Origin of the sequence: Edaphobacter acidisoli, from assembly GCF_014642855.1 — a bacterium.
Lineage (GTDB): Bacteria > Acidobacteriota > Terriglobia > Terriglobales > Acidobacteriaceae > Edaphobacter > Edaphobacter acidisoli.
Genome location: NZ_BMJB01000001.1, coordinates 1355321 through 1374942, shown reverse-complemented (window position 1 = coordinate 1374942; position 19622 = coordinate 1355321). Strand labels below are relative to the sequence as shown.

General features: G+C 59.8%; 18 protein-coding genes. 7 read left to right on the top strand and 11 right to left on the bottom strand.

The window, feature by feature from the left end; genetic code table 11:
* Nucleotides 1-88: 88 nt before the first annotated feature.
* From pstS to IEX36_RS05555, 4 genes are all read right to left on the bottom strand, one after another.
* Nucleotides 89-1171: a phosphate ABC transporter substrate-binding protein PstS gene (gene pstS / locus IEX36_RS05570; protein WP_229668739.1), complete on the bottom strand. Its 1083-nt coding sequence runs from the start codon at nucleotides 1169-1171 to the stop codon at nucleotides 89-91.
* A gap of 141 nt (nucleotides 1172-1312) precedes the next feature.
* Entirely contained in the window at nucleotides 1313-1999 is a 687-nt protein-coding gene (locus IEX36_RS05565) for a ribonuclease T2 family protein (protein WP_188758281.1), read from the bottom strand.
* 98 nt (nucleotides 2000-2097) lie between these two features.
* Nucleotides 2098-4851 carry a discoidin domain-containing protein gene (locus tag IEX36_RS05560; protein WP_188758280.1) on the bottom strand — a complete coding sequence of 918 codons (2754 nt, stop codon included), beginning with the start codon at nucleotides 4849-4851 and terminating at the stop codon, nucleotides 2098-2100.
* Between the two features lie 319 nt (nucleotides 4852-5170).
* Nucleotides 5171-6118, bottom strand: a complete 948-nt coding sequence (locus IEX36_RS05555) for a carbohydrate kinase family protein (protein WP_188758279.1) — start codon at nucleotides 6116-6118, stop codon at nucleotides 5171-5173.
* Between the two features lie 126 nt (nucleotides 6119-6244).
* On the opposite strand from IEX36_RS05555, the gene priA reads away from it, so the two are divergent.
* Nucleotides 6245-8758, top strand: a complete 2514-nt coding sequence (gene priA, locus IEX36_RS05550; RefSeq protein WP_188758278.1) for a replication restart helicase PriA — start codon at nucleotides 6245-6247, stop codon at nucleotides 8756-8758.
* Nucleotides 8759-8770: 12 nt separating this feature from the next.
* On the opposite strand, the gene IEX36_RS05545 is transcribed toward priA, so the two are convergent.
* The gene (locus tag IEX36_RS05545; RefSeq protein WP_188758277.1) at nucleotides 8771-9043 is read right to left on the bottom strand and encodes an HU family DNA-binding protein; all 273 of its coding nucleotides are present in this window, start codon (nucleotides 9041-9043) and stop codon (nucleotides 8771-8773) included.
* 224 nt (nucleotides 9044-9267) lie between these two features.
* On the opposite strand from IEX36_RS05545, the gene dcd reads away from it, so the two are divergent.
* The 6 genes from dcd to IEX36_RS05515 all read left to right on the top strand — a co-directional run bounded on the left by dcd (nucleotide 9268) and on the right by IEX36_RS05515 (nucleotide 14188).
* A complete protein-coding gene (gene dcd, locus IEX36_RS05540) occupies nucleotides 9268-9822 on the top strand; it encodes a dCTP deaminase (protein ID WP_188758276.1) in 555 nt (184 codons plus the stop codon).
* A 73-nt stretch (nucleotides 9823-9895) separates the two neighbouring features.
* Nucleotides 9896-10531, top strand: a complete 636-nt coding sequence (locus IEX36_RS05535; RefSeq protein ID WP_188758275.1) for a response regulator transcription factor — start codon at nucleotides 9896-9898, stop codon at nucleotides 10529-10531.
* A gap of 377 nt (nucleotides 10532-10908) precedes the next feature.
* Nucleotides 10909-11607, top strand: a complete 699-nt coding sequence (locus tag IEX36_RS05530; protein ID WP_188758274.1) for a lipid-binding SYLF domain-containing protein — start codon at nucleotides 10909-10911, stop codon at nucleotides 11605-11607.
* 101 nt (nucleotides 11608-11708) lie between these two features.
* Nucleotides 11709-12653 carry a lysophospholipid acyltransferase family protein gene (locus IEX36_RS05525; RefSeq protein ID WP_188758273.1) on the top strand — a complete coding sequence of 315 codons (945 nt, stop codon included), beginning with the start codon at nucleotides 11709-11711 and terminating at the stop codon, nucleotides 12651-12653.
* Entirely contained in the window at nucleotides 12653-13576 is a 924-nt protein-coding gene (gene lpxD / locus IEX36_RS05520; RefSeq protein ID WP_188758272.1) for a UDP-3-O-(3-hydroxymyristoyl)glucosamine N-acyltransferase, read from the top strand. Before IEX36_RS05525 ends, lpxD begins: the two co-directional genes overlap by 1 nt.
* A 27-nt stretch (nucleotides 13577-13603) precedes the next feature.
* Nucleotides 13604-14188, top strand: a complete 585-nt coding sequence (locus IEX36_RS05515) for a hypothetical protein (RefSeq protein ID WP_188758271.1) — start codon at nucleotides 13604-13606, stop codon at nucleotides 14186-14188.
* 101 nt (nucleotides 14189-14289) lie between these two features.
* Here IEX36_RS05515 and IEX36_RS05510 read toward each other — a convergent pair whose 3' ends face one another.
* The 6 genes from IEX36_RS05510 to IEX36_RS05485 form a co-directional block, all read right to left on the bottom strand.
* Nucleotides 14290-14490, bottom strand: a complete 201-nt coding sequence (locus tag IEX36_RS05510) for a cold-shock protein (RefSeq protein WP_188758270.1) — start codon at nucleotides 14488-14490, stop codon at nucleotides 14290-14292.
* 227 nt (nucleotides 14491-14717) lie between these two features.
* Nucleotides 14718-14945, bottom strand: coding sequence for a hypothetical protein (locus IEX36_RS05505; protein WP_188758269.1), 228 nt, complete (start codon nucleotides 14943-14945; stop codon nucleotides 14718-14720).
* Between the two features lie 78 nt (nucleotides 14946-15023).
* On the bottom strand, nucleotides 15024-16499 hold the full coding sequence (gltX, locus tag IEX36_RS05500) for a glutamate--tRNA ligase (RefSeq protein ID WP_188758268.1): 1476 nt from the start codon (nucleotides 16497-16499) through the stop codon (nucleotides 15024-15026).
* Between the two features lie 44 nt (nucleotides 16500-16543).
* The gene (locus tag IEX36_RS05495) at nucleotides 16544-16903 is read right to left on the bottom strand and encodes a metal-sensitive transcriptional regulator (RefSeq protein ID WP_188758267.1); all 360 of its coding nucleotides are present in this window, start codon (nucleotides 16901-16903) and stop codon (nucleotides 16544-16546) included.
* 15 nt (nucleotides 16904-16918) lie between these two features.
* The gene (locus IEX36_RS05490; RefSeq protein ID WP_229668738.1) at nucleotides 16919-19306 is read right to left on the bottom strand and encodes a heavy metal translocating P-type ATPase; all 2388 of its coding nucleotides are present in this window, start codon (nucleotides 19304-19306) and stop codon (nucleotides 16919-16921) included.
* Between the two features lie 13 nt (nucleotides 19307-19319).
* Entirely contained in the window at nucleotides 19320-19529 is a 210-nt protein-coding gene (locus IEX36_RS05485) for a heavy-metal-associated domain-containing protein (RefSeq protein WP_188758266.1), read from the bottom strand.
* Nucleotides 19530-19622 lie beyond the last annotated feature (93 nt).

Below are 19622 nucleotides of genomic sequence, written 5' to 3'. Positions count from 1 at the left end.
ACGACCACGGATTCACGCGGATGAACACGGATTTGGTGCTTAGAAAGCCTTGTCCGTATCGATCCGTGTGAATCCGTGGTCGAGGGTTTTACTGTACCGGCTGACCGTTGACGGTCATCTGGCTGAGCTGCTGCTGGTCATACTGCTTCACCCCGTCGGGGAGTGGAGCGTAGTTGAGCTGGGATGCGATGAGCTGTCCGTCGGTGACGATGTACTGGATGAACTTCTTCAGCATCGTGCGCTTGCCCACGTCTGTGCCGTCCTTCGGGATGATGAGGAAGGTCAGGGTCGAGATGGGGTAGGCTTCGGGCGCGGAGGCGGGAGCGTTGACGATGGGCACGCGCGGGTCTTTGTTGAGCTGATCGGCGAAGGCCGCGATGGCTGCGGTTGTGCTGGCCGTGCTGGGCGTGATGTAGTTGCCGGCCTGGTTACGGACGTTGGCGACTGCGAGGTTGTTCTGCTGCGCGTAGATCAGCTCAACATAGCCGATGCCGCCAGGGGACTGGCGAACCTGCGCGGTGACGCCTTCGGAGCCTTTGCCGCCGAGGCCGACGGGCCAGGAGACCGCTCCGCCTTTGCCGACCTTCGTGGACCACTCAGGCGAGACGGCCGAGAGGTAGGTGGTGAAAGCGGCGGTGGTGCCGGAGCCGTCGGTGCGGTGGGCAACGACGACTTTGATATTGGGGAGGGCGACGCCGGGGTTGTCCTTCTTCAGGATGGGATCCTGCCAGCTGGTGATTTTGCCTAGGAAGATGCCGGAGATGGCTTCAGCCGAAAGCTGGAGCGGCTTGGTGAGGCCGGGGAGGTTGTAGGTGATGCAGACGGGGCCTGCGGTCTCGGGGATCTGCAGCATAGGCTTCATCTCAGCGAGGTTGGCGTCGGTCAGCGGGTAGTCCGAAGCGCCGAAGTCGACTGTACCGGCTTTGACCTGCTGAACACCGCCCCCGGAACCGATGGACTGGTAGTTAATCTGCGTGCCGGTGTGGGCAGCTGCAAAGTCATGTGTCCAGCGCGACATAACCGGATTGACGAAGGTGCTGCCTCCGCCATTGAGCGTAACGTTCTCGGTGGATGGGCCGCTGCTGGATTTGCAGGCAGTAAGGACGGTGGTCAGGGCAACTGCGGTAAGGACGGCAAGCATCTTCGCGGGCCGGCTGGCGTTGGTCTGCATTCATTCCTCCATTTGTGGATGAAGCTATTGTGAACGTGCGGAGGAGCGCAGCGCTAGTGTTTACAAGGGTTTTGGCGTGGAATTAACCGAGATTTCACACGATACGCCTCGCCGCCCGCTGCCTCTGTTCGTTGGATGCAGTTATCGCGGAGGCGGGATGCGGACCGTGTTGGCGCGGCAGGAACGGACAGGGCCGCAGGCGATGGGCTGGAGCGATTTGCTGAAGCAGACTTCGACGGCCGTGAGGAAGTTATGGCCGCAGCTGAGGACGAGACTACTGGCAGGAATGGATGGGTTGGCCTGGGTGAAGAGGTTGAGGATGTCTGCGGGCGGCATCGAGATCTGGTGATCGAGCGATGTGAGCTCGGCAGGGATGGCTACAGAGTGGACGGCCTGGCGAGCGAGAGAGAAGAAGGCATCGGGGGCGAGGCCGGAGCAGGTGCCGTGGGTGCGCCACTCGTGCTGGAGCAGTCCGGGGTCGGGATAGATGTCGGAGTATTGCGAGGGATTGCGCGGGCCGGGGGCGTCGGAGCAGTCTTGCGGGTAGCCTCCGCTGGTGTTTTGCGGCCAGAGGCCGTGCAGGACGAAGGTGGCGTGCTGGGAGCACTCGACGGCATTGGGGTGCGAGTAGCAGAACTCGGGCGACCAGGAGAGATTGAGTAGATAGTAGTCGAAGTTTTGTTGTGAGGTAGGTGCTGTCTCTTCGGTGGAGGACGCCGCGCTATATGTGTGCTGACTTGTAGCTTGCGGGGAGGGCTGAGTGCTCTTGCATGCGGTGATCGTGAGTGCGAGGAGTGCGGTGAGTGCAAGTGATTGAACGGTCTTCATGTTTGTGCGTGAGTGTAGAACATTGCTCGCGCGGTTGTCTGCGATAAGGAATGATGAGGGATGTCGCTGGTGCGCCATCCCTCATTCAATCGCCGTTTCTACCAGATCTGCGTTTCGGCGATGGCGTTGACGTTGTCGTGGTTGGTGCCGTAGCAGACGTAGCGCACGTAGCGCGCGTTGACGGCGGAGGTGAAGTTGTAGGTTTCGAGCGCGGTGGTTGTGCCGCTGCTGTTGACGCCGCTGAGGGTTGTGGCCCATGTGCTGCCGTCGGTGGAGGTGTCGACGTCGAACCATGTGGAGCGGGTGTTGCCGAGATACCAGGCGATCTTGACGGAGTTGACGGACTGCGTGCTGCCGAGATCGTACTGGACGTAGGCGGAGTTGCTGCCGTTGGTGGTGGATTGCCAGTAGGTGCTGTAGTTGCCGTCGATGGTCATGGCGACCGTGTGGCCGCCGCCATCGTCGCCGCTCTCGGCTGTTGCCGAGATGGGAAGGCCGTTGGATGGGGCTGCGGTGATGTTGACGTTGTCGAAGGTGCTGGTGTTGAGCACGGTGTTGTTGTGCGAGCAGACGGCGAGGCCAGCGGTGGCGTTGGTCGCCATCGTTACGGTCTCGGTGCCGACCTGCGTCCATGTTGTGCCGTCAGGAGAGATCGACGCGGTGAAGGTGGAGCCGGAGCGGGTGAGCTGCACCCAGTACGGCGCGACTGGGCCGGTTACTTCGGGGCCGTTGATGGCGCTGGCATTGGTGGTGGCACGGTATTGCAGGCTCGCACCTTTGCCGGGTGTGATGTAGATGCCGACGTAGGTGGAACCGGCGGCGGTGGTCTCGCGAATCATGACGCCGGCTTTGGCCCAGGAGTTGGTGTTGGTCTGCGAGGCGACGCGGGCGGTGATGGTGATGTTGCCGTTGGCCGCGGTGCTGACGTAGTTGAACTGGTCGGAGGTGTTGTAGATGTCTGTGCCACTGCCGTTGACGGTGAAGGTGGTGCCGCTGTAGGTCGCGCTGCCCGCGACGCCGGGCGCGCCGATGTCGGTGTCGGACCAGCCTGAGGGCAGGGTGGTTGAGCTGATGGTGTAGTTGGCTGAGGTCACAGAGCTGTCTGTGTAGCCGCTCTCGTAGGCGATTGCTTCAAGAGTGGTGGTGCTGCTGATTGCTACCGGGCCGGTGTAGATCGTGCCGTTGGTTTCGCTGGGCGCGGTGCCGTTGGTGGTGTAGCGAATGGTGGCCCCGCTGGTGGTGGTGCTGATCGTGACCGACTGTGCTGTGGTGTAGGTTCCGCCTGAGGGGCTGAAGGTTGGGGCCGCGGCTGCTGGTTCTGCTGAGACCGTAAGATTCACTGTGGCGGTCTGGGAGACGGAGCCCATCGACATAGCGAGGATGGTGAGTGGATAGGTTCCGGTGGGTGTTGAACTGGAGGTTTGCACGGTGAGGGTGGAGTCGCCGCCGCCAGTGATGGTGGCAGGGCTGAAAGTGGCTGTGGCGCCAGTGGGTAAACCTGTAACAGATGGAGTTACGTTTCCCGCGAATGCACCTTGTGCGGTGACAGTCGCGATGAAGCTTGTGTTGCTTCCTGCGGAGACGGTCTGGGATGCGGGAGTTGCAGTGAAGGTGAAGGACTGATAACGCTTGTTTTTGAGCCAGAGGAATTTCGAGAAGCGGTCGGCACTGGTTGTCGTGCCTCCGGCGGTGAAGTCGGCGCCAACCATGGTCTCGTAGTCAGCGGGCAGGAAGTCGGCGGTCAGCAACCAGCCGCTGCGGATGTAGTCGGTGCTGGCCGAATTTCCGGAGCCGGTTGTGCCGTCGATGACGCCTGAGTAGTCGCCGGGTCCGAGCGTCATCACGTCGTTGAAGGTGTTGCCGAAGGGAACCATCATGGCGGGAGTGATGCCATACTCGCCCGTCATGTAAGCGCGATAAAAGCCGTTTACATCCAAGCTCCCGTGATCGTTGTCTTCTTTGGTGGTTGCAGGCATTGCATAGCCCCAGCTATAGGCGGTGTTGCCTGCGTTGTCGGTGTAGGATGTGACGCCAGAGGCGAAGAACCAGTTGATGCTGTCCTGCACGATCTTGTGATATTGCGCGGCGAGGGTGGGGTTGTCGCCGAGTATGTCGTGGTCGATGGCGAGGTTCTGGAATGCGTAGTTGAACATCATCTGCTGGTTCCAGGGGACGGGCGTGCCGCCCTTGTAGGGATCGGCGGCGGCGAAGTATTGATGGTCGCTGTTGGAGAGGTCGAGCTCGTACTTGAGGATGTGGCCGCTGATCGAGGTGTCTCCCTGCTGCACGTAGGTCTTGGCACGGGCGAGGTAGGTTGCGCCGTAACCGTCTGGGTCGCCGATGGTGACGGTGTTGTTCCAGATGGACGGCGTCTGCAGGATGAGGCGTGCGCAGTTGCCGAGATGGCCGACGGGGTCGCCCTGTTCGCCGCCGGTGCCGATGGGCGTGGTTGTGGTGTTGGGCCAGACGGGATCAACGTTGCCGGTCCAGATGACGATCTGGCCTGTGGGCGCGGGCGCGAGGTCATCGCGTTCTGAGAGTACGGCATCGCAGAAGCGGATCATCTGATCGAGGATGGCGGTGTTCTGAGTGATTTCGTAGACCATCCCCATGGCTTTGACCTCTTCGCCGCTGGTTCCCTGGGCCCAGTTGTTGCCGATGTTGTTGGTGGCGGGGGTCTGTGCTGTGACGTAGGACACGAAGGAGTTGATCTCGTTTGTCGTGGGTGCGCCATCGAAGCTGTCGATGCTCATGCTGGTCTGCGCAGGCGCATAAACGCAGGCGGTGAGTGAGAGACAGGCTAGAAGAATCAGGACTCTTTTGGGGAGGGAACTGAGAGATGCTCTGTGCATGAAGCTCTCCTGGAGTGGATGAATTTTTAGCTGCGATTGGGTCTAATCTGGGACGGCAGCCACATTGTCATAAGTAAAAACTAATTGTCAACGGAAAAATTTGTCTATATTGGCACGTTTGAAATCTGAAGAACTCTGGGAAGAGCTTGATGCATGGCAGGGAATTATTTCTATTCAAGAATGGAGAGTGAGCGCGTTTTTTGGCGACACTCGGCGACACACTTTTGCCAGCGATGGAATGAAGCGACGACACAGCGCGGCGCAAGCTCGCTGACAGTGAGCTTGCGCTGGAGTTCAATTGTTTGAATTGACGGAGATGTTAGTCGGGAGTGGTGATGACCCAGGTGTCTTGATGACGCGCTCCGTTCGCCATGAGGTCCTCGATGATGTGGACCGGCTGGATGCCTCCGCGAGCTCCCGTGGCCATACAGTTGAGCGCGGCGGCGGCGCAGGCGAAGTCGAGCTGACGCTGTAGCGGCCAGCCTTTCAGGAGCGCGTGGATGAAACCGGCGTGGAAGATGTCGCCTGCGCCGGTGGTATCGACGACGCGGACAGCATAGGCGGGAGCGTGCGTGAACTGCGCGCCGTCCCAGGCGAGGACGCCTTCTTCGCCAAGTGTGGCTGCGGTGAGAGTGCAGCCGTAGCGGTGCTGCATCAGTTGGAGGGCTTTTTCGAGGTCGGACTCGGCCATCAAGCGGCAGGGAAAGTCACGGCTGACGATGAGGTAGTCGATGTTGCGGATGAGTTCTTCGACGCCCGGGTAGAGTTCGTCGAGGTCGGCGATGACAGGGATGCCGGCTTCGCGCGCCCAGCGTGCGGCGAGGGTGGCGGCAACAGTGTCGAAGCCATCGACGTGCAGGGCGCGGGCGTTGGTGATCCATTCGCGACGGAGCTCGTGGGGTTGTAGTGCGAGACGCTCGTCGCGGCGGCAGAGGACGGTTCGCTCGCCACCGGCGTCGACGAGGACGAGCGACTGCGGGCTGATGCCTCCGGCTACGGTGATGATCTCGGTCTCGACGCCTGCACGTCTGAAGGCTTCGTGGTGGATCTGGGCGGCGTGGTCGTCGCCGAGCTTGCCGACGTAGCGGGTGGTCATGCCCCAGTGCTGGCAGGCGACGACGGTGCTGGCGACCTGGCCTCCGGGGAGGAGGTTGGCGGAGGTGTACTCGACCTTGGAGCCGCGCGATGGGAAGTTGGAGAGCGGAATGAGGGTGTCGGTGGCGTTAAGCCCGACGCCAACCAGATCGACCTTCGACGAAAGCGGCATGCTTTTAGTGTAACGGTAGCGGTAACGGATGCAAGGCTGGAGGCCCGGGACGGCGAGAAAATTGCGCCTTTGCCGAGCGGCGTGCGTGAGGTGCGGCGGCCCTGGTTTCGCTATAGGCTGAAGAGAATGCCTCTGTATTGCGATGTTGCGTTGCCGGTACCGCTGGACCAGGTGTTCACCTATGCGGTGAATGGCGTTGTGCCTGTGGTTGGTGCGCGCGTGCTGGCGCCTTTTAGCGGGCAGCGGCTGATGGGCGTCGCGGTGCGCGTGCACGATGACGCTCCGCCGGATGGCGTTGGGATCAAGCCGCTACAGCAGGTGCTGGATGATGCGGCGCTGCTGCCGGATGAATTGATGGAGCTGGCGCGGTGGATTGCGGCGTACTATGTGGCTCCGCTGGGCGAGGTGCTGCGTGGGATGTTGCCTCTGAGTGCGGAGGTGAAGCGGCACTTTGTCTATCGGATCGCTGAGGCCGGGAGGAAAGTGTTGTACGACGGCGCGGCGAAAGGGGCTTCGCGGCGGTCGCGGCTTTCGGCGGAGGACCAGAATTGCGAGTATGCGGTGCTGAACTATCTGGAGGATGGTGAGGCGGCGAAGATGTCGGCGCTGCGGTCGGCTACTGGTGCGAACAAGGCTTTGCTGGAGGGGATGGTTCGCAAGAAGTGGCTGGTGCGCGAGGCTGTGGCCGAGGAGCGGGATGCGCGGCGGCTGGAGAAGATTGCTGTATTGGTCGAGACGAAGCAAGAGGGTGCGGAGGCTGTTGGACGGCGGCTGCCGAAGCTGAATGAAAATCAGTTGGCGGTGATGGCGGAGCTGGCCGCTGTTGGCGGGCGGATGCGCGTGCGCGATCTGCGAATGACGCTGGAGCGCGTGGGGATTCCGGATTCTACGCTGGGCACGCTGGTGAAGCGTGGGCTGATTGCGATGGAAGAGACGGCGGAGGAGTTCCACTTTGGCGGTGTGAGTGCCGAGGGCAAGAAGCACGCGCATGAACACACGCTGAACGAAGCGCAGACGGAGGCGTTGGCAACGATTGCGACGGCGATTGCGAAGGACGGGTTTGCGCCGCATCTGCTGTATGGCGTGACGGGCTCGGGCAAGACGGCGGTTTATTTTGCGGCGATGCGGCGGGCGCTCGATGCGGGCAAGTCGGCGCTGCTGATGGTGCCGGAGATTGGGCTGACTCCTGCGATGACTGGGCAGTTGGTCGCGGCGTTTGGAGATGAAGTCGCGCTGCTGCACTCGCAGCTTACGCCGGATGAGCGCGCGGAGCAGTGGCACAGGATTCGGCGCGGCGATGCGCGTGTGGTGGTGGGGACGCGGTCGGCGGTGTTTGCACCGATGGTGAAGCTGGGGCTCGTCATCGTCGATGAGGAGCATGACGGCAGCTACAAGCAGGAGGAGACCCCGCGCTACCACGGGCGCGATGTGGCGGTGATGCGCGCGAAGCTGAATGAGGCAGTGGTGGTGTTGGGCTCGGCTACGCCTTCGCTGGAGAGCTGGGCGAATGCGGACAAGGGACGGTATGTGCGGGTGGAGATGCGGTCGCGTGTGGCGGACCGTCCGCTGCCTGCGGTGGAGCTGGTGGATATGCGCGCGGAGTTCCGCGAGACGGGGCAGGAGCAATTATTTTCGCGGCGATTAATTGAAGAAACGCAGGCGACGCTTGAGCGCGGCGAGCAGGCGATTATTCTACTGAACCGGCGGGGGTACTCGTTTGTGGTGATGTGCAGAAGCTGTGGCGAGAAGGTGGAGTGCGAGAACTGCGCGATCTCGATGACGTATCACAAGCCTGTGACGGGCGATGTGGCGCAGCCGGGGCAGCGGCTCGAGTGCCACTACTGCGGCTTCAGGCGCGGCGTACCGAAGACGTGTCCAAAGTGTGGGAGCGAGCATCTGTACTTTCTTGGCGCTGGTTCGCAGCAGGGCGAGGAGCGGCTGCAGGAGCTGTTCCCAGGCGCGCGGATTGGGCGCATGGACCGCGACACGGTGCGCGGACGCGCCGACATGGAGCGGCTGCTCGCGCGGCTTCATGCGGGCGAGATCAATCTGCTGGTGGGCACGCAGATGATCGCGAAGGGGCATGACATACATGGCGTGACGTTTGTTGGTGTTGTGGGCGCGGACTTTGCGCTGGGGCTGCCGGACTTTCGCGCCGCCGAGCGGGTGTTTCAATTGCTGACGCAGGTCTCAGGCCGGGCCGGTCGTGGTGAGTTGCCGGGCAAGGTGCTGGTGCAGACGTATCACCAGGACCACTACGCGATTCAGTTTGTGGCGAAGCATGATTATCCGGGGTTTGTGGCGAAGGAGCTGAACTACCGGAGGTGGATGCATTATCCGCCGTTTGCCGTGCTGGCGAACGTTGTGGTGCAGAGCGAGCGGCTGGAAGAGGCTACGGGGTGGTCGAGCGTGCTGGGTAAGTGGTTCCAGCAGACGCATCTGGACAAAGTGCGCGTGCTGGGCCCGGCAGCCGCGCCGATTGTGCGGCTGAAGCGCATCTATCGCTACCACTTCGTGCTGAAGGCCGAGCAGAGGCAGGCGCTGGGCGGAGTGCTGCGTGCGATGTTGAGGTTCGCCGAAGCGCAAAATATCCCGCGCCGTAACCTGGTGGTCGACGTGGACGCAGTTCACCTGATGTAGCAGGCGAGCCGCTTAGTTGTTGATAAGGTGGAGTTCCTTACCGGGCTTGAAGCGAACGGCCTTTCCGGGAGCGATGGTGACTTCAGCTCCTGTGCGCGGATTGCGGCCGATGCCGGTCTTGCGCGGTTTGACGGTGAAGACGCCAAAGCCGCGTAGTTCGATACGGTCACCACCTATCAGGGCCTGCTTCATGCTTTCGAAGATGGCGTCGACTGCCGATTCCGCCTTCGTGCGTGGCAGACCTGTGCGTTCAACAACCCTTTGTATAAGGTCCTGTTTGATCATCTTGGTGCCGTCCTTGGGCTGTAATTTTATCTACTTAGGTACTTAGAGTACGACCTGGGTTTAATACCGAGATGGTAGAAACTTGAGGCCGGATTGTCAATGTCATAACGCTGCCGTAAGATGAAGAATCTAATGAAACAACGGGGAATCGGGGTCTGCAACACCGGAGTCACCTGGTTCTGCGAGAATTAGACGCAAATTATTGAGCGAAGGGAAGTACCGGAGTGGCGATTAAGAGTGACCGATGGATTCGCCGGCAGGCGATTGAGCATGGCATGATTACCCCGTTCAGCGAAAAACAGGTCCGTGAGGGCGTGATCTCCTACGGACTTTCGTCGTATGGATACGATTTGCGGGTCTCCGACGAATTCAAGATTTTCACCAACGTCAACAGCGCGATTATCGATCCGAAAGCGTTCGATGAGCGGTCATTCGTCTCGGTCCAGGCCGAGAGCGTGATCGTGCCGCCGAACTCGTTTGCCCTGGCGCGGTCGGTGGAGTACTTCAAGATTCCGCGTAACGTGCTGACGATCTGCGTGGGCAAATCGACCTATGCGCGTTGCGGCATCATCGTGAATGTGACACCGTTCGAGCCCGAGTGGGAAGGCTTTGTGACGCTCGAGATCTCGAACACGACCCCGCTGCCGGCGAAGGTCTATGCCAACGAAGGACTGTGTCAGATACTGTTCTTCGAGTCGGACGAGACCTGCGAGGTCAGCTACGCTGATCGCAAAGGGAAATACCAAAAACAACAAGGGATTGTGCTGCCAAAGCTCTAGCCGGCCAGCGCTTCAGATTTGCGCTTAGAAATTGCCTGCTACAAAGACGCTGAGTAACGGGGCAAAGGGGCCGATGCAAAGCATGACTGAGGTGGGAAGCCTTCGGGTAGGGCTGGTGGCGACGGACCCCTTGCGAATCCTGGGGTTGGAGACACTTTTCCCGAAAGATGGACCGGTTGAGGTGGTGCAGCTCTCTGTGCCGGGGGCGCTCGATGATTCGGGCGTCTCACTGGTGCTGATTGATGCGGCCTGCACGGAGCACATCTTCGAGCTGCTGGCTACATTTCGAAGATCGCGGCCGCGCCTTCGCCTGATTGTGTTGGGCCTGGAAAGCGACCATGAATATATCCAGCGCATCATTGGCGCGGGCGCGAAGGGGTATCTGACGCACTCGGCAAAAGAAGCTGAGATTCGGATGGCGATTGATGTAGTGCAGGACGGGTCTGTGTGGGCGCCGCGTAAGGTATTGGCGCGGTTGCTGGAGGCGAGACCCGTGCCAGAGGCGGAAGACAGGCTGAAGCTGACTGAACGGGAGCTTCAGGTGCTGCGGCTGCTGGTGGCTGGGCAGCCGAATCGCGAGATCGCGCGCGAGTTGGGGATTGATGTGATTACGGTCAAAGCCCACGTGGGGCGGCTGATGCGAAAGATGGGCGTGGAGAACCGCATCTCGCTATCGGTGCAGGCGGTGGGCCGGGGCTTAATCGAGTAGCTACGAACAGAGTCATCTATTAACTTTTTGGTAAACATGGTTTACCCGAAGGTATGTATACCTCCGTACCGTTGTGAGAGGGGCGAAGATGGAGCAAAGTAAAACGTGCAACACAGACCTGGGAGAGGGATTGTACGAGAGCGTAGGGGCACTCCTCCGACGCAATCTGGCAATCCCCATTTTTTTTTGTCTTTGCACAGCGAGGATCGATTTTTAGCCCCACTGTGCAACTCGGTCTGGTTACACTCCATCACATAGCATGTTGCAAACAGGCGATTTGTCGGGTCTGAGTTCGTCGCCGATACCAGGGAGATCAATTGTTCGAAATAGGAAGGACATTCAAGATGAAGATAACGGCAGTGTCAGCCAGGATGAAGATGAAAACAGCCGTAGCGTTTTTGTGCGGATTGGCCATGATGGCGTCCACGGTATCGGCTCATGCAGATAGCGATAAGACCAAAATCGCTGGACGCCTGAACGATGCAGCAGCCGTGATTCAGCAGATCATGGCAACACCGGACAAAGCGATTCCTACGAGCATTCTTGCCGGAGCATCGTGCGTAGTGGTCGTGCCGAGTTATAAAAAGGCGGCATTTGTTGTAGGCGGACAGTACGGACAGGGAGTCGCAACCTGCCGGACAGCCCGCGGCTGGAGCGCGCCGGTGTGTGTGCAGATGGCTGGCGGCAGCTTTGGATTTCAGATCGGTGGACAGGCTACGGACCTGGTGATGGTTGCGATGAACGACCAGGGTTTGCAGGACATGCTTAAGAACAAGTTCAAGCTGGGCGCAGATGCTGCTGCTTCGGCCGGTCCGGTGGGCCGGAATGCGGCCGCGGGTACGGACTGGAAGCTGAATGCGGAGTTCCTGACCTACTCGCGCAGCAAGGGCTTGTTTGCTGGAATCAACCTGGATGGAACAGTCGTCTCGCAGAATGCGGATGATACGCGTGTGCTGTATGGCGCGAATATTCCGTTTGAGACGATCCTGAAGGGCAATCAGGCGACTCCCGAAGAGGCGAGGACGTTTGTGCGCACGGTGGCACACTACTTCGTGCGGGCGCGGGCAAACCGCTAAAGCGCGGAACAAGCGATGCAAGGAGGGACAGCTCAGGCTGTCCCTTTCTTGTATCTGGCTTGTATCTGGGGAAAAGCCGCAAGAGACGGTAGACTTGTGGCTTGAGCGCAGTGATCCAGACAGATACGGCCAAGGGTAAGGTGAGTGCCCGCGAACGGTTGGAGTTTGCGGTGGTCTGGGTGTTGGTTCATCTTCTTGGAATGCTGCCGCGTGGAGTGGCGCGGGCCGTAGGTGCGGCTGTTGGAGCGTTGGCATACCGTGGACTGGAGCGGCTGAGGAAGGTAGGGCTGCGCAACCTTCAACTGGCGTTTCCTGAGATGGCGGAGCAGGAACGCGAGGCGATTCTACGGCAGGTGTACAGGAACCTGGGATATTTGATGGCGGAGTTCTGCAAGATGCCTGGGTACACTGCGGCGGAGGCGGGCGAGTTCATCCGCTATGACGGACTGGAGAATTATCTGCAGGCGCGCGACAAGGGCAAGGGTGTGCTGGTGCTGACCGGGCATCTTGGTGCGTGGGAGCTTTCGAGCTTCTTCCACTCGCTGATGGGGATGCCGATGGGGATTGTGATCCGGCGCCTGGATAACCCGTTGGTGGATGCATTTGTGAACCGGATACGGTGTCTGTATGGCAACCGCGTGATTCATAAGGATGACTTTGCTCGTGGTCTGATCGCTTCGATGCGGGCAGGTGAGACGGTGGGAATTCTGATGGATACGAATATGACTCCACCACAGGGAGTGTTTGTGCCGTTCTTCGGCGTGCCTGCTTGTACGGCTTCCGGAATGGCGCGCATTGCGCAGAGAACGGGTGCTGCTGTGGTTCCGGGATTTCTGCTTTGGGAAGAAGATGAGCAGAAGTATGTGCTGCGGTTTGGTGAAGAGCTGGCGGTGGATTCGACCGGCGACGCAGAAGCTGATGCAATGACGAACACGGCGCGATTCACGGCGGTGATGGAAGAGTATGTGCGGCAGTATCCTGAGCAGTGGTTGTGGATGCATCGGCGATGGAAGACTCGGCCTGAGGGAGAGGCGGCGATTTACTGATGGCAGCGATACGCGAGGTTGCAGAGTGGGTTGGTGCGAGCGATCCGGGGACAGCTGGTGAGGTAATTGAGGTCTCGGGATTCGACAACGCGGGCGCGGAGTCGGTTGTGTTTGCTGTGGACGAGGCCACGCTGGCGCTGGCGCTTGCGTCGAAGGCCGGGGTGGTGCTGGCGAATGCGAGGCTGCGTGGCGCGGAGTCTCCTTCAGACCCGCGCATCGTGTGGGTGCGTGATGCTCGTTATGCCTTTGCGACAGTGGCGCGGCGGTTGAAGGGACGGGGATTTGTAGCTGACGTGCATCCGACTGCTGTGATCGGCGAAGGCGTGGTGTTGGGTGAGGGTACTCACGTAGGACCGGGAGTGGTGATTGAAGATGGCGTGGCCATCGGCAAAGACTGCAACATCCTGGCGCGTGCGGTGGTGTACTCGGGCACAGTGATTGGCGATCGGGTTGTGGTGCAGGCAGGAGCGGTGCTTGGTTCGACTGGGTTCGGCTATGTGCGCGGCGAATCGGGCGAGTACCTGATGTTTCCGCAGCAGGGGCGGCTGGTCGTCGAGGACGACGTTGAGATCGGCGCGAACACGACGATCGACCGCGGCGCTCTTGGCGAGACGCGGATTGGGCAGGGAACGAAGATCGACAATCTGGTCCACATTGGACACAACTGCACGATTGGCAAAAACGTGATGATTGCGGCGCAGACGGGAATTTCGGGATCGAGTGTGGTGGAGGACGGCGCGATTCTGGGCGGACAGGTGGGGATTGGAGACCATGCTACCGTGGGGCGCGGCGTAATCCTGGGTGGTGGTGCCGGGGTGCTGAGCGGGAAGAAGATGCATGGTGAGGGCGAAGTGTTCTGGGGCCGGCCGGCCCGTCCGCTGAGGGAATACCTGAAGGACCTGGCGCGGCTGAAAAAGCGCTGATTCTGGTGAGATCCTGGTGAACTTACGATGGCGATTGTGGTGGTTGGCGGGCACTCGAAGAACGTTGGCAAGACGAGCGTGGTTGCCGGACTGATCGCTGCAATGCCGGAGATGCGGTGGACGGCGATCAAGGTGTCGGTGTCCGGACACGGGATTTGTTCCGGGGAGAACTGCGATTGCGTGAATGCTGCTCATACCGTTGCGGTAACGGAAGAGAAAGTGGCTTCGACAGAGACGGATTCGGGGAGGTTCTTAGCGGCTGGTGCCGCGCGGTCCTTCTGGGTGCGGACACGCGCTGAAGACCTGGCTGAGGCGATGCCGTGGATTCGCCGCGAATTGGAGCAGGCTGAGAATGCGGTGATTGAATCAAACAGCGTTCTGGAGTTCCTTCAGCCGGATATTTATTTGAGTGTGATTGATCCAGCGGTGGAGGACTTCAAGGATTCGGCGCAGAGATTTCTGGAGTGTGCAGACGCAGTGCTCATGCCGGAAGACGCTACACTCGCGAGCCAGATGGAGCTGGCCAAAGGGACGGCCGTGCTGCCCATGCGACCTCCTGTGTATGTGACACGGGAGACTGTGGAGTTTGTCCGAAAGCGCCTCAAGTTCTGAGAGGTGTTGAAGGGTAGCCACATTTTTTGAGGCGCAGCGATTCTGAACAAAAAACAAGGGCGATCCGAGACGGACCGCCCTTGTTCTGTTTAAATTTGTGGTTAGACAGCTTGAACGTTTTCCGCCTGCCAGCCTTTGGGGCCCTTGACGACGTTGAACTGGACGTTCTGGCCTTCCTGAAGCGAACGGAAACCGTTGCTCTGAATGGCGGTGTGGTGGACGAAAACATCCTCACCATTGGCGCGGCTGATAAAGCCGAAGCCCTTCGTATCGTTAAACCACTTGACTGTTCCTTGTTCCATGACTTGTTCCTTGATGATGCAAATGTACCGCTGAACTCGGATGTTGGGATTGATTGCGAGTAGAGCGGAATGCCAAAACAAGCAAGAATACCAGACCGGAATTGACGGTCAGAAACCATTCTAACAGATGGCGTTTCCTGCGTCTGGTTTTTGTGATGGACGAAGGTGGTGGAGGGAAGGGAAGCAGGTGTACAAATCGGTTGCGCTTCGCGATGACGCGTTAGGATTCAGTGGGCTACGCCGTGTTCCTTCTTCCATGCTTTAATGGACTTCTTTTGTTGCGCTCGGGCTTTTTTCGCCTGCTTTTTCTGGTGCTTCACGTAGGCCTTTCTTGTTTTAACCGAGCTGTGCTCGGACTTCTGTTGCACGTAGCTTGTATCGGCGTGGGCAACGGCGGGGACGAAAGACACCAGAGCGACAAGAATGACGAGCGGGTACAGGACGGTGTTGTTCACAGGCCTCCTTCGAGAGAAGCGCTGTGTGGGATTCTACAACGGGATAGCGTTGCCCCCTCATATCGCGATAAAGCCGGATTACTTCTTGGAGCTGGTTAGCTTCTTCTGTGCTTCCAGGAAGCGGCGGATGCGGTCGAGCGTGCGAGCCTTGCCGAAGATGATGAGGCTTTCGAGCAGCGGCGGCGACATGGTGCTGCCAGTGACGATAGCGCGCAGCAGCATGAAGTTTTCCTTGACTGACCAGGACTTTTCTTCGCCAAGTTTTTTGAGCGCCGACTCCATCGCATCGTGCCCCCAGTCGGAGGCTTCGAGCGCGGCGAGCTGATCGGCAGAGAAGGCGAGCGTCTCTTCGAGCGTGCGCTTCTTCGGGAGAAAGACTTCCGATGCTGGGATGACGTCGTCGCGGAAGAAGAAGCTGGTGAGGTCGCCGAACTGGCTGAGCGTCTCGATGCGCGTCTGCATGAGTGAGGAGATCTGGCGGATGTAGTCGTCGCCAAAGACGCGGGTGCGGACAGCGGAGAAGAATGCATCGGGAGTCATAGCGCGCAGATACTCACCGTTGAGCCATTTCAGTTTGGTGAGATCGAAGACAGGGCCGCCAAGGCGGATGTTGGTGAAGACGAAGTGCTCGATCATCTCTGCGAGCGTGAATTTTTCCGTGCCGTTGTTGATGTCGGCAGGCATGCCGCCGCCCATCAGGCCAAGGAAGTTGATGAGCGCTTCGGGAAGATAGCCGCTTTCGCGGTAGTAGACGAGCGAGACGGGGTTTTTGCGCTTGGAGATTTTGGACTTGTCGATGTTGCGCAGGAGCGGCATGTGCCAGAAGCGCGGCTCGGTCCAGCCGAACGCTTTGTAGAGCAGAACGTGCTTGGGCGTGGAGGATATCCACTCCTCCGCGCGGATGACATCGGTGATCTCCATGAGGTGGTCATCGACGACGTTGGCGAGGTGGTAGGTGGGGAAGCCGTCGGACTTGAGCAGCACCTGGTCGTCCACGTTGGAGTGGTCGAAGGTGATGTTGCCGCGCAGTTCGTCGCGGAAGGTGGTTGAGCCGGAGGTAGGCACGGCGAGACGGACGGTAAAAGGCTTGCCGGAGGCGAGGTTTGCGGCGATCTGTTCCTGTGTGAGATAGCGGCATGTGCCGGGATACCGCGGCGGGAGCTTGGCGGCGAGTTGCTGCTTGCGTACGGCGTCGAGCTCTTCAGCCGTGCAGAAGCAGCGGTAGGCAGTGCCATTTGCGAGAAGCTGGTCGGCGTGCTGACGGTAGATTTCGGTGCGCTCAGACTGGCGATAGGGGCCGTGCGGGCCGCCGACGTCGGGACCTTCGTCCCAGGTGAGACCGGTCCAGCGGAGTGCGTCGAAGATCATCTGCTCGGAGGAGGCGACGAAGCGGGTGCGGTCTGTGTCTTCGATGCGGAGGATGAATTTGCCGCCGCGCTGGCGAGCATAGATGTAGTTGAGCAGGCCGATGTAAGCCGTGCCGACGTGCGGGTCTCCGGTGGGCGAGGGTGCAATGCGGACGCGGATGGGGGCTGTTTCTGCTGGTGTCGTCATGTGATTGGATTGAGTTAATGCTAGCAGAGCGGAGCATATACGCATCAGTGCGCGTTTTTGTAGATGAGTTCGAGAAGCTCGTCGTACATGGCCTGCTGTTGTTTGGGCGAGCCGGTGCGGATGGCCTGGGTGGCGCAGTGGGTGAGGTGGTTGCTCATCAGGGCGCGCGCTACAGAACGCAACGCCTGTTGCACGGCGGAGACCTGCGTGATGATGTCGGCGCAGTAGCGGTCTTCTTCGACCATGCGGTGTAACCCGCGGACCTGTCCTTCGATGAGGCGCAAGCGGCGCAGATTGGAGGCTTTAATTTTGGGATCGACACCTGTGGCTTTACGCCCAGATGTTGTATGGCTGCGATGTTCCGCGGGCTTGGAGTGTTCTTTGACTGACCGTTTCTTTGTCATGAGTGGGCTTTCTGATTATGAGAATTTGAAGCGATAAAGGCGGAGACTGTTGGTGACGACGCTGACGGAGCTGAGAGCCATGGCCGCGCTTGCGATGATTGGGCTGAGGAGCAGGCCAAAGTGTGGATAGAGCGCTCCTGCGGCGAGAGGGATTCCGATGATGTTGTAGAGAAAGGCCCAGAAGAGATTTTGGCGCATGATGCGCATGGTGCTGCGCGAGAGCACGATGGCCTGTGCAACGCCAGTGAGGTCGCTGCGCATGAGCGTGACGTCACCTGCCTCCATTGCAATGTCGGAGCCGGTGGCCATAGTGATGCCAACGTCCGCCTGCGCGAGCGCGGGAGCATCGTTGACTCCGTCGCCAACCATAGCGACGATGCGATGTACAGCTTGGAGACGCTTGATCGCGTCGGCTTTACCAGAGGGCAGCACGCCAGCGATGACTTCGTCGATGCCGGTCTGGCGAGCGATGGCGCGGGCTGTGCGCTCGTTGTCGCCAGTGAGCATGACGACGCGGAGTTTTTCGCTGTGCAGTTGGCGGATAGCTGCACGTGAGGTTGACTTTACGGTGTCTGCGACAGCGATGATGCCGGCGAGTTCGCCGTCGATCGCAACCCAAAGCGGCGTCTGGCTTTGCTCGGCGAGATGATCTGCGGCAGCTTGCAATGGCTCGGTCGCGATGCTGTAGCTGCGGAGAAATGCCTGGTTGCCGATAAGTGTAGCTGCGCCTTCGACGATACCGGCGACGCCGAGGCCGCTGTGTGACTCAAATGTTTCGGCTTGCGGGACGGTAAGGCTGCGCTGCTTTGCGCCCCGCAGGACGGCTTCGGCGAGCGGGTGTTCGCTGGCGCGTTCAAGTGCAGCGGCGATGCGGAGCAGCTCATTTTCTGTATGTGTACTGGTTGGTATGACCTGCGTGACTTGTGGGTGGCCGGTGGTGATGGTTCCGGTCTTGTCGAGCACCACGGTGTCTATTTTCTCAAGACGCTGAAGCGCTTCGCCGCCTTTGATGAGCAGGCCGAGCGAGGCACCGCGGCCGGTGGCGACCATGACTGCTGTGGGCACGGCAAGGCCCATCGCGCATGGGCAAGCAATGACGAGTACTGTAATTGCTGCGGCGAAGGCCTGCATCGCACCTGCGTGTGGTGCGAAGATGCGCCAGAGAAAGAAAGTCGCAAGTGCGATGGCAAGCACCGAAGGGACGAAGATGGCGCTGATGCGGTCTGCGATGCGCTGGATAGGTGCACGTGTGCCCTGAGCTTCACGGAGCAGGCGGACGATCTGCGCGAGTGTTGAGTCTGCGCCGAGACTGGTGGCACGGTATTGGAGCGAGCCGCGCTGGTTGATGGTGCCGCCGATGATGCGATCCGAGATGGATTTTTCGACGGGCAGGGATTCGCCTGTGAGCATCGACTCGTCCACGCTGCTTCTGCCGAAGACGATTTCGCCGTCAGTAGGGATGCGCTCGCCAGGGCGAACGAGAACCAGGTCGCCGCGCTGGATTGCTTCAATGGGCAAATCCGTCTCAACGCTGTTCACCAATACACGCGCACTCTTGGGCTGCAATTGAACGAGCTTGCGCAGAGCGGCGGAGGTGTTGCCTGTGGCGCGGCTTTCGAGCGTATTGCCTACAAGAATGAGCGCAATGATGAGGATGGCCGCTTCAAAGTAGACGTCGGGCGCGACGCCATGCGCTAGGAAGAAGCTTGGGGCGATGGTCGCGGCGGCGGAGTAGAGATACGCCGCGCCTGTGCCAAGGGCAATCAGCGTGTTCATGTCTGAGGTCTTGTGCAACAGTGCAGACCACGCCTTGACGTAGAAGTGTCTGCCGGCCCAGAAGACGATGAAAGTAGCGAGAACAAAGAGGCTCCAGCGGATGATGCTGCTGGGGACGGCGTAGAGCCACGGAGTTGCAGTTTGCAATGCGGGATCGACGACGCGCATCGACCAATGCATGAGCGGGTCATGAATATGCTCCATGTCGCTGGCGCTGGACATGCTCATCAGCGGCATGGAGAAGAGCATGGCGATCGCGCCTGCGATGAGGCTGATAGCTGCCTTCAGGCGCAGGTGCTTGTATTCGCGCTGTTGGCGCTGATCAGCGATCTCTTGCTCTTCGAGTACGGACTGATGTGGGTTGGGAAGTTCGGCGCCGTAACCTGTGCCGCGAATCTGTTCGACAAGTGCGGAAGGCGATGTCAAACGCGGGTCAAAAGTAATGGTGGCGCTGTTCATCATCAGATTGACCGCGGCCTGTTCGACTCCGGATTGTGCCGCGAGTGTGCTCTGGATGAAGGATTGGCAGGCCGCGCAGGTCATTCCTGTAACTGGAATCGTGACCCGTTCAAGCGCTGCGACTGAAGTTGTTGCCGGGGTCTCGGTGGTGCCTGGGAGAGTGGACACGTTCTGCTCCGAATTACTGGATGCTCGCTTGAAAGCCGATGCGGTTGATACTGGCTGCGATCTCTTGAGGCGTGGCTTTATCGGGGTCAAAGGCAACGTGTGCAAGTCCGACCTCGACTGATTGAACCTGAACGCCAGGGACGGCTTCGAGGGCAGTTGTCACACGGCGCACGCAGGAGCCACAGTGCATTCCGGTGACTGAGAGATTGAGGGTATTCTGCATTCTGAGGTGCCTCCTGTTCTATTAGATGCAGTATACCCCTGGAGGGTATCAATTTGCATGCAGAACGATGGGGAACGCTCGTTTGGTCTTGAA

Bases quoted from the DNA above. Each gene is read 5' to 3' on its own strand.
- pstS (WP_229668739.1), bottom strand. From the start codon at position 1,171: ATGCAGACCAACGCCAGCCGGCCCGCGAAGATGCTTGCCGTCCTTACC.
- IEX36_RS05530 (WP_188758274.1), top strand. From the start codon at position 10,909: ATGAAAACAGCCGTAGCGTTTTTGTGCGGATTGGCCATGATGGCGTCC.
- IEX36_RS05535 (WP_188758275.1), top strand. From the start codon at position 9,896: ATGCAAAGCATGACTGAGGTGGGAAGCCTTCGGGTAGGGCTGGTGGCG.
- IEX36_RS05555 (WP_188758279.1), bottom strand. From the start codon at position 6,118: ATGCCGCTTTCGTCGAAGGTCGATCTGGTTGGCGTCGGGCTTAACGCC.
- IEX36_RS05565 (WP_188758281.1), bottom strand. From the start codon at position 1,999: ATGAAGACCGTTCAATCACTTGCACTCACCGCACTCCTCGCACTCACG.
- IEX36_RS05510 (WP_188758270.1), bottom strand. From the start codon at position 14,490: ATGGAACAAGGAACAGTCAAGTGGTTTAACGATACGAAGGGCTTCGGC.
- IEX36_RS05485 (WP_188758266.1), bottom strand. From the start codon at position 19,529: ATGCAGAATACCCTCAATCTCTCAGTCACCGGAATGCACTGTGGCTCC.
- IEX36_RS05545 (WP_188758277.1), bottom strand. From the start codon at position 9,043: ATGATCAAACAGGACCTTATACAAAGGGTTGTTGAACGCACAGGTCTG.
- gltX (WP_188758268.1), bottom strand. From the start codon at position 16,499: ATGACGACACCAGCAGAAACAGCCCCCATCCGCGTCCGCATTGCACCC.
- IEX36_RS05560 (WP_188758280.1), bottom strand. From the start codon at position 4,851: ATGCACAGAGCATCTCTCAGTTCCCTCCCCAAAAGAGTCCTGATTCTT.
- IEX36_RS05515 (WP_188758271.1), top strand. From the start codon at position 13,604: ATGGCGATTGTGGTGGTTGGCGGGCACTCGAAGAACGTTGGCAAGACG.
- priA (WP_188758278.1), top strand. From the start codon at position 6,245: ATGCCTCTGTATTGCGATGTTGCGTTGCCGGTACCGCTGGACCAGGTG.
- lpxD (WP_188758272.1), top strand. From the start codon at position 12,653: ATGGCAGCGATACGCGAGGTTGCAGAGTGGGTTGGTGCGAGCGATCCG.
- IEX36_RS05495 (WP_188758267.1), bottom strand. From the start codon at position 16,903: ATGACAAAGAAACGGTCAGTCAAAGAACACTCCAAGCCCGCGGAACAT.